This window comes from Flavobacterium plantiphilum (assembly GCF_046000495.1).
Taxonomy (GTDB): Bacteria; Bacteroidota; Bacteroidia; order Flavobacteriales; family Flavobacteriaceae; genus Flavobacterium; species Flavobacterium plantiphilum.
In genome coordinates, this window is record NZ_JBELQA010000010.1 from 103,165 (window position 1) to 123,441 (window position 20,277).

Annotated in this window: 17 protein-coding genes; 8 read left to right on the forward strand and 9 right to left on the reverse strand. The window is 33.2% G+C overall.

From position 1 onward, the window contains the following. Positions 1 to 40: 40 nt before the first annotated feature. From ABS764_RS15465 to ABS764_RS15475, 3 genes are all read right to left on the reverse strand, one after another. Positions 41 to 568: a KdsC family phosphatase gene (locus ABS764_RS15465; protein WP_408082698.1), complete on the reverse strand. Its 528-nt coding sequence runs from the start codon at positions 566 to 568 to the stop codon at positions 41 to 43. After that, entirely contained in the window at positions 552 to 1,328 is a 777-nt protein-coding gene (locus ABS764_RS15470; protein WP_408082699.1) for a Rossmann-like and DUF2520 domain-containing protein, read from the reverse strand. The genes ABS764_RS15465 and ABS764_RS15470 overlap by 17 nt, the downstream gene beginning before the upstream one ends. A gap of 85 nt (positions 1,329 to 1,413) precedes the next feature. Continuing rightward, positions 1,414 to 1,632, reverse strand: coding sequence for a DUF6500 family protein (locus ABS764_RS15475; RefSeq protein WP_408082700.1), 219 nt, complete (start codon positions 1,630 to 1,632; stop codon positions 1,414 to 1,416). A 218-nt stretch (positions 1,633 to 1,850) separates the two neighbouring features. On the opposite strand from ABS764_RS15475, the gene ABS764_RS15480 reads away from it, so the two are divergent. From ABS764_RS15480 to ABS764_RS15510, 7 genes are all read left to right on the forward strand, one after another. Next, on the forward strand, positions 1,851 to 3,470 hold the full coding sequence (locus ABS764_RS15480) for an ABC-F family ATP-binding cassette domain-containing protein (protein WP_408082701.1): 1,620 nt from the start codon (positions 1,851 to 1,853) through the stop codon (positions 3,468 to 3,470). A gap of 479 nt (positions 3,471 to 3,949) precedes the next feature. Then, positions 3,950 to 4,489 carry a bifunctional pyr operon transcriptional regulator/uracil phosphoribosyltransferase PyrR gene (pyrR, locus tag ABS764_RS15485; protein ID WP_408082702.1) on the forward strand — a complete coding sequence of 180 codons (540 nt, stop codon included), beginning with the start codon at positions 3,950 to 3,952 and terminating at the stop codon, positions 4,487 to 4,489. A 51-nt stretch (positions 4,490 to 4,540) separates the two neighbouring features. Next, a complete protein-coding gene (locus tag ABS764_RS15490; protein ID WP_408082703.1) occupies positions 4,541 to 5,467 on the forward strand; it encodes an aspartate carbamoyltransferase catalytic subunit in 927 nt (308 codons plus the stop codon). A 49-nt stretch (positions 5,468 to 5,516) separates the two neighbouring features. Then, positions 5,517 to 5,852, forward strand: coding sequence for a ribonuclease Z (locus ABS764_RS15495; RefSeq protein ID WP_408082704.1), 336 nt, complete (start codon positions 5,517 to 5,519; stop codon positions 5,850 to 5,852). A gap of 80 nt (positions 5,853 to 5,932) precedes the next feature. After that, positions 5,933 to 6,838: a ribonuclease Z gene (locus ABS764_RS15500; protein WP_408082705.1), complete on the forward strand. Its 906-nt coding sequence runs from the start codon at positions 5,933 to 5,935 to the stop codon at positions 6,836 to 6,838. Positions 6,839 to 6,855: 17 nt separating this feature from the next. Further along, complete coding sequence (pdxH, locus tag ABS764_RS15505; RefSeq protein WP_408082706.1) at positions 6,856 to 7,512, forward strand: pyridoxamine 5'-phosphate oxidase; 657 nt, start codon at positions 6,856 to 6,858, stop codon at positions 7,510 to 7,512. Between the two features lie 160 nt (positions 7,513 to 7,672). After that, positions 7,673 to 8,179, forward strand: coding sequence for a CAP domain-containing protein (locus ABS764_RS15510; protein ID WP_408082707.1), 507 nt, complete (start codon positions 7,673 to 7,675; stop codon positions 8,177 to 8,179). Positions 8,180 to 8,302: 123 nt separating this feature from the next. Here the strand turns inward: ABS764_RS15510 and ABS764_RS15515 are convergent, their stop codons facing one another. From ABS764_RS15515 to ABS764_RS15540, 6 genes are all read right to left on the reverse strand, one after another. Further along, positions 8,303 to 8,677, reverse strand: a complete 375-nt coding sequence (locus ABS764_RS15515; protein ID WP_408082708.1) for a flagellar motor protein MotB — start codon at positions 8,675 to 8,677, stop codon at positions 8,303 to 8,305. A 348-nt stretch (positions 8,678 to 9,025) separates the two neighbouring features. Then, the gene (locus ABS764_RS15520) at positions 9,026 to 10,054 is read right to left on the reverse strand and encodes a glycoside hydrolase family 43 protein (protein WP_408082709.1); all 1,029 of its coding nucleotides are present in this window, start codon (positions 10,052 to 10,054) and stop codon (positions 9,026 to 9,028) included. 30 nt (positions 10,055 to 10,084) lie between these two features. Beyond that, positions 10,085 to 11,518, reverse strand: coding sequence for an MFS transporter (locus ABS764_RS15525; RefSeq protein ID WP_408082710.1), 1,434 nt, complete (start codon positions 11,516 to 11,518; stop codon positions 10,085 to 10,087). 19 nt (positions 11,519 to 11,537) lie between these two features. Beyond that, a complete protein-coding gene (locus ABS764_RS15530) occupies positions 11,538 to 12,653 on the reverse strand; it encodes an endo-1,4-beta-xylanase (RefSeq protein ID WP_408082711.1) in 1,116 nt (371 codons plus the stop codon). A gap of 9 nt (positions 12,654 to 12,662) precedes the next feature. After that, positions 12,663 to 15,572 carry a glycosyl hydrolase 115 family protein gene (locus tag ABS764_RS15535; RefSeq protein ID WP_408082712.1) on the reverse strand — a complete coding sequence of 970 codons (2,910 nt, stop codon included), beginning with the start codon at positions 15,570 to 15,572 and terminating at the stop codon, positions 12,663 to 12,665. 69 nt (positions 15,573 to 15,641) lie between these two features. Further along, positions 15,642 to 17,819 (reverse strand): alpha-glucuronidase family glycosyl hydrolase, encoded by a 2,178-nt coding sequence (locus tag ABS764_RS15540; RefSeq protein ID WP_408082713.1) that lies wholly within the window; start codon positions 17,817 to 17,819, stop codon positions 15,642 to 15,644. 207 nt (positions 17,820 to 18,026) lie between these two features. On the opposite strand from ABS764_RS15540, the gene ABS764_RS15545 reads away from it, so the two are divergent. Next, entirely contained in the window at positions 18,027 to 20,267 is a 2,241-nt protein-coding gene (locus ABS764_RS15545) for a glycoside hydrolase family 3 C-terminal domain-containing protein (RefSeq protein WP_408082714.1), read from the forward strand. Positions 20,268 to 20,277 lie beyond the last annotated feature (10 nt).

Consider the following 20,277-nt stretch of genomic DNA (forward strand, 5'->3'; position numbering starts at 1 on the left):
GTTTACGGAAACTGCTTTGTAAATTCTGCTTCTGAATTAATCAATCATACTTGGCATCAAAACTTTTCATCCACTTTCCCTGTACTTTCAGGACTTGTTCTATAACATCTCTTACAGCACCTTTTCCGCCTTTTTTATGCGAAATGTACTTACTGATACTCTTAATTTCAGGACAGGCATCCTGCGGACAAGTTGGTAAGGCTACTAATTTCATGACATGGTAATCAGGAATGTCATCACCCATGTATAAAATTTGTTCCTGTTTAATTTGATGGATATCAATATATTCATCAAAAGTTTCTACCTTGTCAGGTGTTCCCAGATGAATATTGGTAATTCCCAAGTTACGCAAACGCACTCTTACACCTTCGTTACTTCCTCCCGAAATTACACAAACATTATAACCGTTTTCTACAGCTGTTTTCAGCGCATAACCATCGCGGATATTCATGGTTCTTGACATTTCGCCATCATTGTTTACAAATACAGAGCCATCGGTAAGTACGCCATCAACATCAAAAATAAAGGTAGTGATGTCGTTCATTATTTCTTTATAACTTTTTGCCATTATGCTGAATCGATTGTGTTAGAGTTTTATATAGTTTTAATTGATTTTCATTGTTTATTAAAAAAGCCTCGTGAGCGGCAATTGTTTTTTTATCATTGCGAACAGCCGGACCGGTTTGGGCTTCATTAGGCAAAATAGTCATTACTTTATCTGCCGTTTCCTGCATCAAAGGCTTTAAAATGTCAAACGGAATTTGGTTTTCAATGCAAATTTCGTTTCCAATAGCGTAGAGGTGATTGGTAAAATTATTGACAAAAACAGCTGCTACATGCAAAGCTTTTCTTTGTTCTGAATTGATTGCATATACTTTATCTGAAATCAGTCTGGCTACTTTGTTTAATACCTGATAATCGAAAGTGTTTTCTGCTTCAAGGCAAATAGGAATGTTTCTGAAACTGATGGTTTTTCCTTTGGTGAAAGTTTGCAAAGGATAAAATACCCCTCTTCGGTTATTACTATTTAACTGTGTCACAGGAACGCTCCCTGAAGTATGCACGACCAGACGATTCCTGAATGGAAGCTGGGCAGAAACATTTTCAATTGCGTCATCAGAAACTGCAATAATGTATAAATCAGCTTCGAGTAAATTATTGAATTCGGTAACTATTTTTTGTGGACTAAGCAACTGAGAGAGATTTTCTTTTTTTCGGGAGAATACCTGTATCAACGCAACATCATTACTCAGTTCTTCAAGATGCAGAAAGGTAGTAATAAGATGTTGTGCCACATTTCCGGAGCCAATAATACTTATTTTAATCATAACGCAAAATTAACAAAAAAACTCATTTTTAAGGATAATATAAATAGAGAATTAAGCCGGATTGAATTCATGAAAGAGGAAATGATTACAATTCTTTTTGAACCATATCCCTTATTTTTGTGGCTTTTTCAAAATGATCGAGTTGATGTTTCATTATCCACCATTGGGCTACTTCCATCAAAAGAGCGGGATTGTCATTTTTGTTAGTAAAAAAAGCATAAAATGACAGACCAACATTTTCTCCCTTTTTTGCAATTTTTTCATTGCATACCGTAATTATTTTTTGACTTATTATGGTGTTCATTGTATTTAATTTAGATTGATTTTTATGATTTAGAAAAAATATTCGGACGATGAGAATATTTAATCCAAATGTATATCTTTTTCTTTGGTCATGTATGTTTTTCTACTTACGCTGTTAAACAATCATAATTAAGACTTTTGTTGTAAAACCTTTAGAGCTACATTCGCAGGTATAGGGATTTTTTTGTACTTTTGCAGCAAATTTTATAAAAAATATTCATGTTAACAGTAAATAATTTATCAGTTCAGTTTGGCAAGCGAATTTTATTCGACGAAGTAAATACCACTTTTACTCACGGTAATATCTATGGCGTTATTGGTGCTAATGGTGCTGGAAAATCAACTTTTCTAAAAATAATTTCCGGTGAAATGGATCCTACTTCGGGACACATACATCTTGAGCCTGGAAAACGTATGTCGGTTTTAAACCAAAATCACAACATGTTTGATGAGCATACGGTTTTAGAAACAGTATTGATGGGGAATAAAATATTGTATGCTGTTAAGAAAGAAATGGATGAATTGTATTTAGATTACAATGATAAAAATGCAGACAGAATAGGGGAATTGCAAGTGCAGTTTGAAGAAATGAATGGATGGAATGCCGATTCAGATGCTGCATCAATGTTATCTAATTTAGGGATTAATGAGGAGCATCATTACACATTAATGGCTGATATGGAAGGAAAAATGAAAGTTCGTGTGCTTTTAGCACAGGCACTTTTTGGAAATCCTGATGTGTTGATTATGGATGAGCCTACTAACGACCTGGATTTTGAAACGATTGCCTGGTTAGAGAATTTTTTAGCCAATTATGAAAATACAGTAATTGTGGTTTCTCACGACCGTCACTTTTTAGATGCAGTTTGTACACATATTTCGGATATTGATTTTGGAAAAATCAATCACTACTCCGGAAACTATACTTTTTGGTACGAGTCCAGCCAATTAGCGGCGAAACAAAGAGCACAACAAAATAAGAAAGCTGAAGAAAAGAAACAGGAACTGGAAGAATTTATTCGTCGTTTTTCTGCGAACGTTGCAAAATCTAAACAAGCGACTTCCCGTAAAAAAATGATTTCCAAATTAAATATTTCTGAAATCAAACCTTCCAGCCGTCGTTATCCAGCTATTATTTTTGATCAGGATCGTGAAGCCGGAGATCAGATTTTGAATATCGAAGGTTTAAGTGCTTCTGTTGATGGAGAATTATTGTTTAAAGATGTTCACCTGAATATGGCTAAAGGAGATAAAATTGTGCTGTTTTCGAAAGATTCCCGTGCAACTACTGCTTTCTACGAAATTTTAAATGGAAACCAAAATGCTGATTCAGGAACTTTTGACTGGGGAATTACTACAAATCAGGCTTATTTACCGGCAGAAAATCATGAATATTTTGAGAATGATTTGTCATTAGTAGACTGGCTGCGTCAATATGCAAAAACAGAAGAAGAGCGCGATGAGGTTTTTATCAGAGGGTTTTTAGGAAAAATGATTTTTTCAGGCGAAGAAGCTTTAAAAACAAGTCGTGTATTATCAGGAGGAGAAAAAGTACGCTGTATGTTATCCAGAATGATGATGGAACGCGCTAATATTTTAATGCTGGACGAGCCTACTAATCACCTGGATCTGGAATCGATCACGGCTTTTAATAACTCATTGAAAAACTTTAAGGGGTCAGTTATTTTTACCACCCATGATCACGAGTTTGCACAAACCGTGGGTAACAGAGTAGTAGAATTAACACCAAACGGAGCTATTGACCGCTACATGACTTTTGATGAATATCTTGATGATGAAAAGATTCAGGAACAACGAAAAAAGATGTACAACTTGTAAAAGTTATATCTTATATAAAGATATCCCGTATTGTTTTTTTAGAACGATACGGGATTTTTTTTATGTTATTTTCGGAAAACTTTAGCGAAAATCCAAAGAATTATGGCAATTACAAATATCACAAGAAATATTCCGACTCCCATTCCGGCTTGAAAAATGTCTCCAATAAGTTCGCAACTTGTAAATGAAAATAGTATTACGAATACCATTAACAAACGGGTAATGTTACTTTGCATGATTTTGATGTTTTAATTAATTTCTATGAAGTAAAATTAGCTGGAAACCCTAAAAAAAAGTTTACAGAATTTTTGGGAAAAGTTCTAATATTTAAGGATTTGTATAATACCGATTGTTTATGCCGATTTATTTTAAGAAAATCATTTGTATAAATTGACTCAAAGTTGGTATCAAACCTTCTTTTAATAAGAAATCATTAAGGGGAATTTGTATATTTGCACTACCCAACATAATATTTTACTATGACTCAAAAAGTTTTGCTCAATTCCAAAGAAGTCAATATCATTCTTCATCGTTTAGCCTGTCAGCTAATTGAAAAACACCTTGATTTTAGCGACACTATTTTAATTGGTATTCAGCCCAGAGGAACTTTTTTAGCAGAACGACTTAAAGAAGTATTAGAAAAAGAATATAAAACCCCTGAAATTAAACTAGGATATTTAGATATTACTTTTTTCAGAGATGATTTTCGAAGAACCGAAAAACCGCTTGAAGCTAATAAAACCAATATCAATTTTATTGTAGAAAATAAAAAAGTCATTTTTATTGATGATGTATTGTATACCGGAAGAAGTATCAGAGCTGCTTTAACAGCAGTTCAGTCTTTTGGAAGACCGTCAGAAATAGAATTACTGGTTTTAATTGACAGACGTTTTAGCCGTAATTTACCCATTCAGCCTGATTACAGAGGACGACAAGTAGATGCTATTAATAATGAAAAGGTAAAAGTGAGTTGGAAAGAAAATGATGGAGAGGATGCCGTTTATTTAGTTACTAATTAATAAGCAATTAAATTACTGAAGCCTCTATAATATAATAATAATCGTAAAAGAATGAAAGAGTTAAGCGTAAATCATTTATTAGGTATCAAATATATTAACAAGAATGATATAGACCTTATTTTTGAAACAGCCGATCATTTTAAAGAAGTCATTAATCGTCCTATTAAAAAAGTGCCTTCGTTACGAGATATTACCATTGCCAATATTTTTTTCGAAAACAGTACCAGAACCAAACTTTCATTTGAATTAGCTCAAAAAAGATTATCAGCCGATGTAATTAGTTTTTCGGCAGCTCAGTCTTCTGTTAAAAAAGGGGAAACGCTTATTGATACGGTAAATAATATTCTTTCGATGAAAGTGGATATGGTAGTGATGCGACATTCTAATCCGGGAGCTGCTCATTTTTTATCACAAAATGTAAAAGCAAGTATTGTAAATGCCGGTGATGGAGCTCATGAACATCCTACTCAGGCTTTGCTGGATAGTTATTCCATAAGAGAGAAACTGGGCGAGGTAGCAGGGAAAAAAGTGGTTATTGTGGGGGATATTCTACATTCAAGAGTGGCTTTGTCTAATATATATGCTTTGCAAATGCAGGGAGCTGAAGTGAAAGTTTGTGGTCCTAAAACGTTGATCCCAAAATATATTGAATCATTAGGTGTTAAAGTTGAGTCTAATTTAAGAAAAGCTTTAGAATGGTGTGATGTGGCTAATATGCTGCGTGTTCAGAATGAAAGAATGGATGTGAATTATTTTCCGTCAACCAGAGAATATGCGCAACAATACGGTGTTGACAAGACATTATTAGAATCATTAAATAAAGAAATTGTAATCATGCACCCGGGACCTATAAACAGGGGAGTAGAGATTACATCTGAAGTAGCTGATTCCGGGCAATCAGTGATTTTAAATCAGGTTGAAAACGGAGTAGCAATCAGAATGGCTGTAATATATCTTTTGGCTTCAAAAATTAAGTAAGTCAAAAAATCTTAGTAACTTTAGATTTTGTAATCTTAAAAATAACATTATGAAAGTAGATCAAAAAGACCATACAATTACTATAAAAGATACGCAGGGTGATTTTACAGCTTTTTTGATGAAAGTTACACATCAATATAAAAGTTATGAAAAACATAATATTATTATTGATCTTTTAGGATACAAAGAAGCATTAGAAGTAAGTGATTTAAAACTTCTTTTGCCATTATCTAAAAAACATAAAAAATCAAAAAAATCATTTATTGTTGTAGTATCTGATTTTGATTATAATGCTTTACCGGAAAAATTTACAGTTGTTCCATCCTTATTAGAAGCTCATGATATTATTGAGATGGAAGAAATAGAAAGAGACTTAGGATTTTAAATCGTTTAATTGTTTATTCGTTTAAAAGTTTAATCGAATGATATGCATAACGATTAGGCAACCCGTTAACTAAATAAACTTTGAAATTAACCATTCTTGGCTGTTATGCAGCTACTCCGCGTACTTTTACAAACCCTACTTCACAGGTACTTGAAATTAAAAATCGATGTTTCCTTATTGACTGTGGTGAAGGAACTCAGGTACAATTGAGAAAAAACAAAATCAAATTTTCTAAAATTAACCAAATCTTCATTTCGCATTTGCATGGAGATCACTTTTATGGTCTAATCGGTTTGATATCTACTTTTTCTTTACTAAATCGCAATAATGATTTGTATATATACGGTCCGAAAGGAGTGAAAGAAATTATCCTGCTTCAATTGCGATTGTCAAATTCATGGCCCAATTTTGGTCTTCACTTTTATGAATTAGAAAATAAAGAAAGTGAACTTATTTATGAAGATGAAAAATTAAAGGTAAAAACCATTCCTTTAAAACATCGTATATATACCAATGGATTTCTGTTTGAAGAAAAACCAGATAAAAGAAAGTTAAATGTTGAGGCTGTTCGTGAATATCAGATTGAAAAATGTTATTTTCAGAACATAAAAAACGGAAAAGATATTGTTCTCGATGATGGAACAGTTGTTTTAAACAGCCAACTTACTTTTGACCCCGAAAAGCCTAAGAGTTATGCTTTTTGTTCTGATACAGTCTACAATGAAGCTATTCTGCCTATTATTGAAGGAGTAGATGTTTTGTATCATGAAGCTACTTTTTTGCAGTCTGAAGAAAAATTAGCTGCTAAAACAATGCATACAACTGCCGTAGAAGCTGCTACAATTGCAAAAAAAGCTCAGGTGGGTAAACTTATTTTAGGGCATTACTCCACACGCTACAGTACTATTGATTTGTTTAAAACAGAAGCAGAAACTATTTTTTCCAATGTCCTGTTAGCGGATGACGGCCTGAGTTTTGATTTATAATTTATAATAAAAAAATAATGGAAGATTTAAGTAATTACAGAAGATCTTATGAGAAAAGCGAATTATTAGAAACTAATATTCCGGAAGATCCGATTAATCTTTTTCATCGTTGGTTTCATGAAGTAGAAGATTTTGAAGGTCAGAGTACATCAGGGGCTGAGGTCAACGCTATGACAGTTTCGACATTTGGGCTGGATGGTTTCCCTAAAGCAAGAGTCGTATTATTAAAAAAATACAACGAAGAAGGTTTTGTTTTTTACACCAATTATAATTCGGAAAAAGGAAGAGCTATTGAGAAAAATCCAAATGTATGTCTTTCTTTTTTCTGGCATACTGCCGAACGTCAGGTTATTATAAAAGGAATTGCAGAAAAAACTTCGGATATTATATCAGATAATTATTTTGATTCCAGACCAGAAGGAAGTAAACTGGGGGCTGTTGTTTCTAATCAGAGTCAAGTAATTCCCTCTCGTGAATTTTTAGAAAATAATTTAAAGGAATTAGAAATTATTTATGATAATAAAACTGTTGAAAGACCTAAGCATTGGGGAGGATATATTGTTCGTCCGGTAGAAGTTGAATTCTGGCAGGGGAGAGCCAATAGATTGCATGACAGAATCCGCTATTCGTTACAGGAGAATTATGTATGGAAAACAGAACGATTATCTCCTTGATGTAGGTAAAAACTTTGTTTTTTTAAAAAATGATGTATTTCATCGATTTTTTTTGTAGTTTATCGATAAAGTGTCGTATGTTTGAGTAAGTAATAAAAACAAAAACTAATACTTTAAAGAGTTTGCCCCCCAATCTACTTTAAACTTAAACTACTAGCTTATGAAAGTAAAATTACTCCCTTTGATGTTACTAAGTGCGGTGATGTTTACAATGAATTCCTGCTCTTCTGATTCTGCAGAAACAACAGCTGATTTAACAACAGCTGTAATTGTAGAAAATTATGATTATAATGATGGAGAGTTAGAAACAATGAAGTTAATTAATGATTACAGGGTAAGTATAGGTTTAAATCCGTTACAGAAAATTAATCATATCTCATATAAATCTGAGGAGCATGATTATTACATGATAGATAATAAAGTGGTAAGTCATGATGGTTTTGTGGAACGTTCCAATAATATTATGAAATTGTTAGGTGCTACTACAGTTGGAGAGAATATTGCTTTTAATTATAATAGTGCACAGGCTGCATTAACAGCATGGTTAAACAGCCCGGCACATAAGAAAAATATAGAAGGTAACTATACACATTTCGGAATATCAATAAGACAGGATGCTGCTACAGGAAAAAAATATTACACTAATATTTTTGCAAGAATAGACTAATTGTTTTGGTTTTTTTTATAAAAAAAGAAAGGTATTTGTCCCAAATCTATCTCTCTTAAATTAGAAAGAGTTTATAATATTATATAAACTCTTTTTTTATTTTTTTAAAGTTTAAAAGTGAGGCTATTTGTGGTTTAATTTATTATTTAATTTTGCTACAATAGTATTGGCTTTTTCGTTTTCACCAATAGCAAATAATGATTTTGCATATTGATCATAATATACCGGATCCAGATCAGTTGTCATGGCAAATAATTCGCCATACCATTTTGCTGCTTTAGGCATATTTAAATCACTATAAAACGCATTTCCCAGTTTCTGAAATAAATCAATTGATTTATATCCTTTTTCAGCAATTCTTTCATAAGTTTTGGTCACATTTACAAAAGCATATTTTTCTGCTGCTTTATCAACAGTAGGAACTTTTGAATTTTGGGAATAACCATTATAGCATAAAAAGCTTGCTATAATGAATGAAAAGACTGGGGTTACTTTCATTTATAAAATAATCTTAGTTGGTTTTTGATAAAAATAAGTCGATATATTTATGTAAATAAAAAATTATCTGCTAAATTTAATAGAAATATGTATATGTTTAACAGTTTTAGGTCTTTTTTTTGATGAAATATAGTATTTAATAATATAATTATAGTTTTTTGTAGCTTTTTTAGCTGGAAAAATAACCGTTTTTGAGCAGAAAAACCTCGAATAAATCTGTATTTGAGGTTTTTTGATTTTATCTTTTAGAATAGAAAAAACCGCCTCAGTTTTGAGACGGCTTCGTCTAAAAAGCATAATATATTTTTATCTATCTACTGAAACATTTTCGGAATCATTTATTAGTATTCAATCGATATTTTTTTCATAGGGATTAATAGTTTTTATGCTTCCGTCTTCATTGTAAGTAATCTCAGTAACTTTAATAGATCTTAAATGTGTTATTCCTTCAGATAGGGAGGAGTCATGATAGAATAAATACCATTTTCCGTTTACTTCGCAAATAGAATGGTGGGTTGTCCATCCAATAACAGGTTCTAAAATAATTCCCTGATAGGTAAATGGTCCATAAGGACTGTCGCCCGTTGCATAACAAATATAATGAGTATCTCCTGTAGAGTAGGAAAAATAATATTTTCCATTGTATTTATGAAGCCATGGTCCTTCAAAAAAACGACGATTATGATCTCCGGCTAAGAGTATATTACCTTCCTGGTCTAAAATTTTAATCTCTTTTGGAGTTTCTGCAAATTCTTTCATATCATCTGAAAGCATCGCTACAATAGGTCCTAAAGCGACTTCTTTTGCTGTTGGTTCTTCATTTTCTTCCGCATAAGTATTGTTACGGTATTTTTGTAATTGTCCGCCCCATATACCGCCAAAATACATATAGTATTTCCCATCCTCATCCTCAAAAACGGCTGGGTCAATACTATAACTTCCTTTGATGGGTTCTTTTTCAGGAATGAAAGGACCAGTTGGAGAATTACCAATGGCGACACCTATTTGGAAAATACCATCTGCTCGTTTAGCAGGGAAATAAAAGTAGTATTTTCCGTTTTTATAAGCAGCATCAGGAGCCCACATTTGGCGTTCAGCCCAAGAAACATCTTTTACATGTAGCGCAACTCCATTGTCTTTTGCTTCAGCGTTAATAGTATCCATAGAAATAACATGATAATCTTCCATCCCAAAATGATCTCCATTATCATTAAAAGGAATTCCGGCATCTATATCATGTGAAGGATAAATATATATTTTTCCATTAAATACATGAGCGGATGGATCGGCTGTATATATGTGAGATACTAGTGGTTTTGATATAGATTTTTGTACTAATTCTTTAAAATCTATATGTTCTATACTTTCTTCAGGCATATTCTTGTTTTTAGTATTTGTATAATGTAATTATGATCTTCTTTGTTTTAAATCGGATTCTATTTGGACTTCCATTTTTTTGTTAATCTCATAGAAAAACAATAAACCAACCCCAATAAGGAAAGGTGTTGCAGGAAAAATGCTTACTAATAATTTAATTCCGTTTATAGCACTTTCAGGTTGTTGTAATGAATTAGGTATGTAATTAAAAAGTCCTAATAGGGAAGTGGTCAATGCACCACCTATACTTAATCCTGCTTTTAATCCCACCATCATAGCTGAAAAGATGATAGCTGTTGCACGACGGTTGTTTTTCCATTCAGAATAATCAGCAACATCAGCAATCATAGCCCATAAAATAGGAATAGTGATGCCATAGAAGAAACCATGTAAAATTTGAGAGAAAAACATCAAAGAAACCGATTGCGGAGAATAAAAATAAAAAGCGATAATAAACAGTGTTGAAATGAATAAGAAAAGACCAAAAATGTCTCGTTTCCCATATTTGTCTGCTAAATTTTTAGACAATGTAATCCCCACAATCATGAAGATAATTCCACCGGCATTAAATAAACCAAATCCAGCCGAAATAGGATCTTCACCAAAATAGTTCAAACCCAGCGAGGAAAGAATGTCTAAAATTGGCTTGATAATTAAAGCTAACTGTTCTTTGTCTACATAATTTTCAAAATAATACACATAAGAACCTCCTTTTAAAGCTAATGTGATAAATACTAATGTGGTAAGTGTCAACATAATTACCCAGGGTTTATTTTTAACCAAATCTTCTAAATCTTCTTTAACACTTGATTTTTGTTCCGGTTTAGGAACAATTCGTTCTTTGGTAGTGAAAAAGGTTATCAATAGCATAATAGTACCTACAATAGCCAAAATTGTCATTACTTTTTCAATACCAATGGCTTTGTCTCCATTTCCGGCACTCTTGATAATTCCTAACATAAATACCTGCACAAAAAATTGAGCAAACATTACAGCAACAAACCGGTACGAGGATAAACTATTTCTCTCCGCCATATCTCCGGTAATTACTCCGCTCAAAGCAGAATAAGGCAGGTTGTTAGCTGCATAAAGCAATAACAAAAAGGAATAGGTTATTACAGCATAAATTACTTTTCCTTCATAGGAGAAATTTGGAGTACTAAAAGCTAATAAGGCTACTATTCCCAAAGGAACTGAAGTCCATAAAATCCATGGACGAAATTTCCCCCATTTACTAGTGGTTCTATCAGCAATTGCTCCAATAATTGGGTTGAAAATAAAAGCAGCAATTAATCCTACCACTAACATTATTATGGACGAATGCGTAGGCGATAATCCGTAAATATCTGTATAAAAATAGGCTAGGTAGGTCATTAAGGTTTGAAAAACCAAATTGGCGGCAAGATCTCCCAGGCTGTATCCAATTTTTTCTTGAATAGATAATTTTTGTGAAGTCGTGTTCATGGAGTTAATTATTTGCTTTTTACTTTAAATTTAAAACTTGATAATATGCTTTCTTTGGTTGTAATTTGGAATCAAATAATAAAGGATAATCCGTTCTTCCGCTAATAGGGAAACCATTTAACCAAGACTGCATATCATTAACTCCCCAGAAGGTAACTCTGCTTATTTTGTCTTTGTGTTTTAGAAATAGTTTAAAGATATCCTCATAACGTTGCGCAAGTTTAACTTGCATGGAATCCGGTAATGATTTAGGATAAGGATTCATTTTTTCATTATTTTCAAATCGCTGACTCACTTCAGCTCCTTGCAATCCATAAGGACTTGGTAATACAGAAACATCAAGTTCAGTAATAGCTACTTTTACACCTAAACTGGAATACGCAAGAATACTTTTTTCTATTTCCTGAATTGTAGGTCTATCAAGATGCCAGTGTCCCTGCATGCCAATACCGTCAATTTTAACTCCTTTTTCCTGTATTTTTTTTACCATTCTGATTACTCCCTCTCTTTTTGCGGGATTTGTCATGCTGTAATCATTATAATAAAGATCAACTTTAGGGTCAGCTGCTGCTGCAAGTTGGAACGCCTTAGCTATAAAATCTTCCCCAAGTGTTTTTAAAAAAACCGATTTTCTTAAACTTCCATCATCGTTGACTGCTTCATTAACAACATCCCAAGAATTAATTTGACCTTTGTATTTTTTTACAATGGTAGTAATGTGATTTTCGAACGCGGCATTCATTTCAGCACTGTCATTTATTTCAGAAAACCATTTCGGTAATTGGCTATGCCAAATCAAGGTATGACCATGGATAAACATGTTGTGCTTTTTTCCAAAGGCAACATATTTATCTGTTGTTTCAAAATCAAATTTGTCTTTTTGCGGATGCACAAACATTGATTTCATAATGTTTTCAGCAGTAATAGCATTAAACTCATTCGAAATTAATTGAGTTGTTTTGGAATCTTTCTCCTCAATTTGATTCACATCTAGTGCCGTTCCTATATAAAAATCACCATTATAGGCGTTTTTAAGCGAAGTATTTACAGCAGATTGGTTGTTAATTTTATTATTGCAGCTACTTAAAGCAAATACTGCTGAGAAGAATAATAAAAAAGGTTTGGTTGGTTTCATATTTAAAATTTAATATTTTGAATTATTTTTTATGTTCAAACTTTGAGGTGGTCCTAAATAGCTTTGTTTTAAATTACTTTCTTCTGTTTCTATAATGATTTTTTGAAGTACCAAGCCTTCGTCAATTCTAAAATAATTTAGAATATGATTGCCTTCTTGAACATCAAATTCGGTTGTAATCACTTTTATATTATCCGATACATTCTTATCCCAAAATTTAGGTACTTTTCCGTTATAATCAAAAATATTAGGTTCTGAGGCATAATTTATTTGACTAGGTTTTTCGTTGTCAAAAGATAATCCATAGTAAAATCCTTCTCTTGTAGAATAGTTTATTGTTGGAGAAAAATACAGCTTAACTTTTACTTTTCCAGCCTTTTGAAAATTCACTTTATAGGAAAGTTTAGGTGAATTTTCAGTCAATGCTACGCGTCCTTTTTGGATAGGTAAGGATATAACTCCTGCGGTACTTTTGCCTAAATTTTCTACCACTTCCCATTTGAAATCTTCAAGCTCTGATTTGTCTGAGAAATTTTCTGCATTAATAACAATATAACCATCATTGGCTACAAAACCTTTAATACCTTCTTTACTGCGATTATTCGTTGTTATTTTTACTGGAATTTTTTCTCCAATTCCTGAAATTATGATTTCTGATGTTTGAATACCTTTAGGTGCTTTTTCCCAGTTTATAGTTACAACAATGCGTTCTTGTTGGTCAATTGTCCCTTTTGTTTTAGAAATTTTTATCCAATTAGATTTTGTACTGATAGTATAATTAAAAGATTTTGAACCTCGATTAAAAATATCAACGTATGAAATACTGTTGGAAAACGCATTAAATTCAGGCAAAACAGCAACTTCGGAGGAGTAAGGCCACCATTGTGTACTGCCTTCAATAGCAATTCCCATTTCCGCTTTTTCCGGAATTGTAATTGTTTTGGTTTCTGGTATAATGTTAGTTCTTGGTTCTTGCCAATTGGTGTAGCCAATATGAGTTTGAGACATCATATGATTCCATTTTCCATTGGCCATTGTTTTGTGGTAATAGTTAGAAAGTTCAGCATCTTTGTCAAACAATGTTTTTACTTTTTCAGCATATTGATTAGTAGCGGACCTTCCTTGGCTGGCATACCAATTATTTTTTGCTGCCGTAACATACAATTCATTTAAATTAGCACTTGCCAAGACAGGATACAATACTAATTGATAAAAAGCATCTTTATATTCAGGACTTAGTTTCGCGTTTATTTCTTGTGCTTTTTGAACCAATTCGTTGTAGCTTGCCACTACGTTTTCGGCTTCTTTATAATTCACTAAACTATAGGTTGAAGCATTCAATAATTCAGGTTTTCTATTTGAATTGTATTTGGTGTACATTTTCAAGATAGTTGCAATGTCATTTGCATTTTGTTCTCCAAAATTTGCTGAAGCCCATTGGATATAATAGTCTTGTAAATTTGTGGCATTCCAATATTCTGGATTCCAAGCATAATCCAAGAAGAATTCAATAGGGAATTCAACAGGTTTGATATCGCCTACATTTACAATCCAAACTTTGTTTGCGCCATGTTCATAAGCGAGATGCATTTGTTCCCAAGTACGTTCAATTTGGTTGGTATTAATCCATTTGTAATTTCTGGGACCACCTACGTAATCAAAGTGGTAATAGATTCCAAAACCTCCTTGACGCGGTTTTGCATTCAATTCAGGTAGTTTTCTTAAATTTCCCCAGTTATCATCGCAAAGTAATAGAGTTACATCGTCAGGGACTTGCATTCCTTTGTCATAGTATTCCTGAACTTCTTTGTATAATGCCCAAATTTGAGGGGTTTTATCCGCAGGTTTTTGGGTTACGTTACTTATGATTTCGCGTTGTGTTTTTACAATTTTTTCTAAAAGTTCTATGGCTGTACCTTCGGTCATAGGTTCATCTCCATCACCGCGCATACCAATGGTAACCAGTGTTTCTTTAGTACCCATTCGTTGCATTCCATCTGTCCAGAATTTCTTTAAACCTTCAGGATTTTTATTAAAATCCCATTCGCCATTAACAGCTTTATTCCATTCCCCATGGGCTTTGGCTAATGGTTCGTGATGCGAAGTTCCCATGACAATACCATATTCGTCAGCCAAAATTCCGTTTTGAGGATCATCAGCATAAAATTTTTCATTCCACATGGCTGGCCATAGATAATTGCCTTTCAGTCTAAGGATTAACTCAAACACTTTATCGTAAAATTTCGCGTTGAATTTTCCATAATTTTCACGAACCCAACCGGTAAGTGCAGGAGCTTCATCATTGATAAAAATGCCTCGGTATTTTACTTTTGGTTCTCCCAAAGTATGAATCCCTGGTAAAACATGTAATTCCGATTGTTTTTTTACAGGAACATCAGCCCAAAAATACCAGGGAGAAATGCCAATTTGATTTGATAAATCATACATGCCGTATATGGTTCCTCTTTTGTCTGAACCTGTTATTACTAAAGCTCTTTTTATGTTTTTTGTTGGATTTTCTACAATTTGAGTGCTGAATTTCTCCCATTTTCCAGTTAGTCCAGCGGCATTTATTTTTCCATCTTTCACTAATTGGTCAATGATAGCACTATGTCCTAATGTACCAATGATAATGACATTTTCTGTTTCCTGATTATTATTATCTAATCTTTTAGCATGCAAATTAGTTACATTATAAAGATCATTTTCTAAATGTCCTGCAACACGTAAAACACCTGCAAAATCATTATCACTTACTAAGATTGAGGCAACTTTACCTTTGCTTACAATAGGAAAACTTCCTGTTGTAATAGAATTAATCACATATTTATTAGGATTGATTGCATAGTTTCTCTGAACAGTGAGAATCAATACTGTCAATAAAGTATAAAAGCTATATTTTTTGATTATGTTGTTCATTCTATTTTTCAATTCTTTATTCTAATTTGTACTATTGCTATTTTGTCAATTCTGAAATGCTGTTTTTTATTAATTATTTCCCGGAGCAAATGGGAATTTGAGTGATTCAAAATACTCTAGGGTTTGTGTGGGTTTTTCAACCCCATTTGGTAATTCTTTACCAGAAAATTGTTGAAAATACAATAAGCAGGCATCACGCCACCATTTGGCCTCTTTGTGTTGAATATTTAAAAGCATTTCCACTTCGTGAAAACGTTGTTCATCAACATAAGGTTTCATCTTGCCCCAAGTACTTTGCATATTGCCAACTTGATTTACACCTTCCTGATATTTTTGTGCTAATCCGTCCCAAAGTGTTGCCCCATTTTTTAGTTTATAATCCCAGGATACATGATGAAACCATAATAGATCTTTTTCCGGGCACTTGGCTATATCGTTAAATTCTTTCGCTATTTCGGGAGCGTATTGTGCTGTTGCATTGCTTCCAGTTGAAGAACGGTCGAATCCAATTCCATTTTTATCGGCTTTGTGATAATAAACAGGATTCCATTCGGGTCTCGATAAATTGCTCACCCATGGTCCGGGACCATAATGATGTCCGGTATCCATAATATGGTGTAAACCTAGTGGTGTCATGTAATTAACTACGGCTTCTCTGGAATCTATCATCATTTCTTGGACTGGTTGAACAAATTTTTCATTATTAGAAAATGTCATTCGCAACCATTCTTCTGCAATAGTTTTGGAGTCTAAATTAGGATTCCATGCCAAGCGTCCAAATCCATACCAATTCGCTTGCGCAAAAGGATGTCCGCACCAATTGATATCGCTACCAATATTAGCAACACCAGCCATTCCGGTAAGCTTATGAGGGTCTAATGAACCATCAATTATTTTAGCTACTGTAGAACCTTTTCCTTTGCTGTAGGTATCTGATTGTAAAACTTCCTGGAATAATTTAGGAAGAAAAACCAAATGTGTACTAAAGCCTAAATATTCTTGAGTAATTTGAAACTCCATCATTAAAGGAGTTTTGGGCATAGCTCCAAACATAGGATGAAAAGGTTCGCGAGGTTGAAAATCGATAGCGCCATTTTTAACCTGTACAATTACATTATCTCTAAATTTTCCATCATAAGGAACAAATTCGCTATAGGCTTGTTTGGCTCTGTCATCAGTATTGTGTTCAGAATATACAAAGGCTCTCCACATCACAATTCCCCCAAAAGGAGCTAAGGCATCTGCAAGCATATTGGCTCCATCCACATGATTTCTGCCATAATTTTGTGGTCCGGGCTGTCCTTCTGAATTGGCTTTTACAAGAAAACCTCCAAAGTCAGGAATTGATTTATAAATTTCAGCGGTTTTGTCTTTCCACCATTTTTGTACTTCAGGGTCATAAGGATCGGCAGTTTTTAATTTTCCTATTTCAATAGGTGCTGAAAAGCGTGCTGTTAAATATACTTTTATTCCATAGGGTCTAAAAGTGTTAGCTAAGGCAGTTACTTTTTCAAAATATTGTGGCGTTAATATTAGGGCATTGGCATTTACATTATTTAAAACGGTACCATTGATCCCTATAGAAGCATTAGCGCGCGCATAATCAATATAACGTTGATCAATAAAATCAGGAAGTTTTTGCCAGTTCCAGATAGAGGAACCTGCATAACCACGCTCAACAGTTTCGTTAAGGTTATCCCAGTGGTTGAGTATTCGAACATTTATTTTAGGAGCATCTGTAATAGCCAAATTGCTAATAGATTGATTGGTTTGTAATAATCTTAAAAAATGAAATACACCATATAAAACAGCTACATCCGTTTTTCCAGTTATTAAAACTTGTTTGTTGTTGTTTAAAGTTTTGATAACATAACCTTCATTGTTTATGATTCTGATGTCTTTTTGTATGTTTTGCTGTAATTCTGCAGAAAGTTCAGATGTCTTTCCTATTACTATTATATTTGCGCTGTTTTCGTTATTTATTTTATGTATTTCTTGTCCTAATAAGCTACTTAAACCTTGTTCTATTTCTTTTGTTGCTATAGCAATCGTCTCTGAATTCCCAAAGGCATGAACTCCTTTTATAGTAGATCGATAACTATTAAGGATTGTAGCATCTTCTACCTTATTGTATTGCAACCATAATTTATAATCTTTTTGAGCAGACATTTTCTGTAAACTCAAAAGTATAAACAGGAATAGAACTGCTTTTTTGTAATTACCCAATATTTGAAATTTTAGAGACATTATCTATTACTTTTTTTATGAAATGAATTTTTGTTTTCTGGATTTGATAATTTACGATTTTAATTTTTTTGTAAATTTAATTTATTTTCCTGTATATTTGCAATCGGTTGCGTAAAAGTAAAACATTAGAATATATAAAAAAAATTTTACTGTGTTTTTTTTATATTCGTAATAAAAACATTAAAAAAACTGATAAATGATAAAGTTATGAGGATTAATTCTAGGTATTTCGTTTTGGTATTGTTGTTGTTTATTGATTTTTGTTGCGTAGGACAAATAACAGCTAATAAAAATCAATCAATGGCTTTTTATAATACATCTTTGTCTATTGATGAGCGGGTACAGGACCTAATATCAAGATTGACATTAGAAGAAAAAGTAAGTCAAATGATGAATAGTACTCCGGCAATAGAACGTTTAAATATCCTATCTTATGACTATTGGAATGAAGCTTTGCATGGAGTTGGACGTTCAGGAGTGGCTACTATTTTTCCACAAGCTATTGGTTTAGGAGCCACTTTTGATAGTGATTTAGCGTATCGGGTTTCTTCTGCAATATCCGATGAAGCAAGAGCAATGTATAATGTGTTTAATGACAAAGGATATCATTTTCAGTATGGAGGATTGACCTTTTGGACACCCAATATTAATATTTTTAGAGACCCAAGATGGGGGCGAGGTCAAGAGACTTATGGAGAAGATCCTTTTTTGACTTCAACAATAGGAACTGCTTTCGTAAAAGGTTTGCAAGGGGATAATCCAAATTATTTAAAAACAGCAGCTTGCGCCAAACATTTTGCAGTACACAGCGGACCGGAAAAATTAAGACATGAGTTTAATGCCGAAGCTACTGCAAAAGATTTATGGGAAACTTATTTGCCTGCTTTTCAATCTTTAGTCGAAGAGGCTCAAGTAGAGTCAGTGATGTGTGCTTACAATAGTACTAATGGAGAGCCTTGTTGTTCTAATAAATATTTAATTTCCGATGTTCTTAGAAAACAATGGAATTTTAAAGGGCACGTAGTAACTGATTGTGGCGCAATAGCAGATTTTTTTGCTGCTAAAGATAAAGGCGGTCATGGAGTTGTTACTACCAAAGCTGAAGCTGCAGCTCTTGTAGTTAAAAGTGGTGTTAGTTTGAACTGTGGAAATTCGTATGATGCATTGCCTGAAGCAATAAACAAAGGCTTGATTACAGAAAAAGAAATAGATGCTCAACTGGGCACTCTTTTAAAAACACGATTCAAGCTAGGTTTGTTTGATAAAATTGGAAGCAATCCTTATGATGCCATACCTTATAAAGTGGTTAATAGTCCGGAACATAGAGCTTTGGCCAAAGAAGTGGCGCAAAAAAGTATAGTTTTGTTGAAAAATAATGGTATTTTACCATTGAGAAATGACCTCCAAAAATATTTTGTTACAGGTCCTAATGCTTCCAGTACAGAAGTGCTTTTAGGAAATTATTATGGAATAAATCCTAATATGGTTACAATATTAGAAGGAATTACTGCGGCTATAAAACCACAAAGTAAATTAGAATACCGATTAGGTGCTATGCTGAATAAACCTTCGATAAACCCTATTAATTATGCTACTGGAAATGCAGGAAATAGTGATGTAACTATTGTTGTATTAGGTGTTTCTAGTACTTTGGAGGGAGAAGAAGGCGATTCTATAGATTCTAATTCAGCGGGAGACAGATTGAATTATGATTTACCTGAAAATCAAATAGAATACCTTAGAGATTTAAGAAAAACAGCTAATAAAAAGCCGGAAAATAAAAAACCAATAGTAGTGATTATTACTGGAGGTAGCCCTATTAATTTAGCGGAAGTGCAAGAACTAGCCGATGCTGTTTTGCTAGTTTGGTATCCGGGAGAAGAGGGTGGAAACGCAGTAGCGGATATTCTTTTTGGAAAAGTTGCCCCTTCGGGAAAATTGCCAATCACTTTCCCAAAATCTTTAGATCAATTGCCTCCTTTTGAGGATTATTCTATGAAAGGCAGAACCTATAAATACATGAATGTTGACCCAATGTATCCTTTTGGTTTTGGGTTGAGCTATACTAATTTTACTTATAGTGGAGCTAAAATTTCTAAAAATAAAATTTCTAAAAAAGAAGACGTAACTGTAACAGTAAAAGTGACCAATACAGGTCAGGTGAAATCAGACGAAGTAGTACAATTGTATGTCTCCGATTTAAAAGCTTCAGTTGATGTTCCGAATTTTCAATTGAATGCAATCAAAAGAGTTAGCCTAGAGGCAGGCGAATCTAAAGAAGTATCTTTTCAGTTGACACCAAAAGCTTTTGAAATTGTGAAAATGGATGGTTCAAAAACAATAGAATCAGGAGAATTTAAAATTTATGTAGGAGGTTCCAGTCCAATGAAAAGAAGTTTTGAATTGGGTGCGCCAAAAATGGCTGAATTAGTAGTAAATGTGAAGTAATCTAATAAAA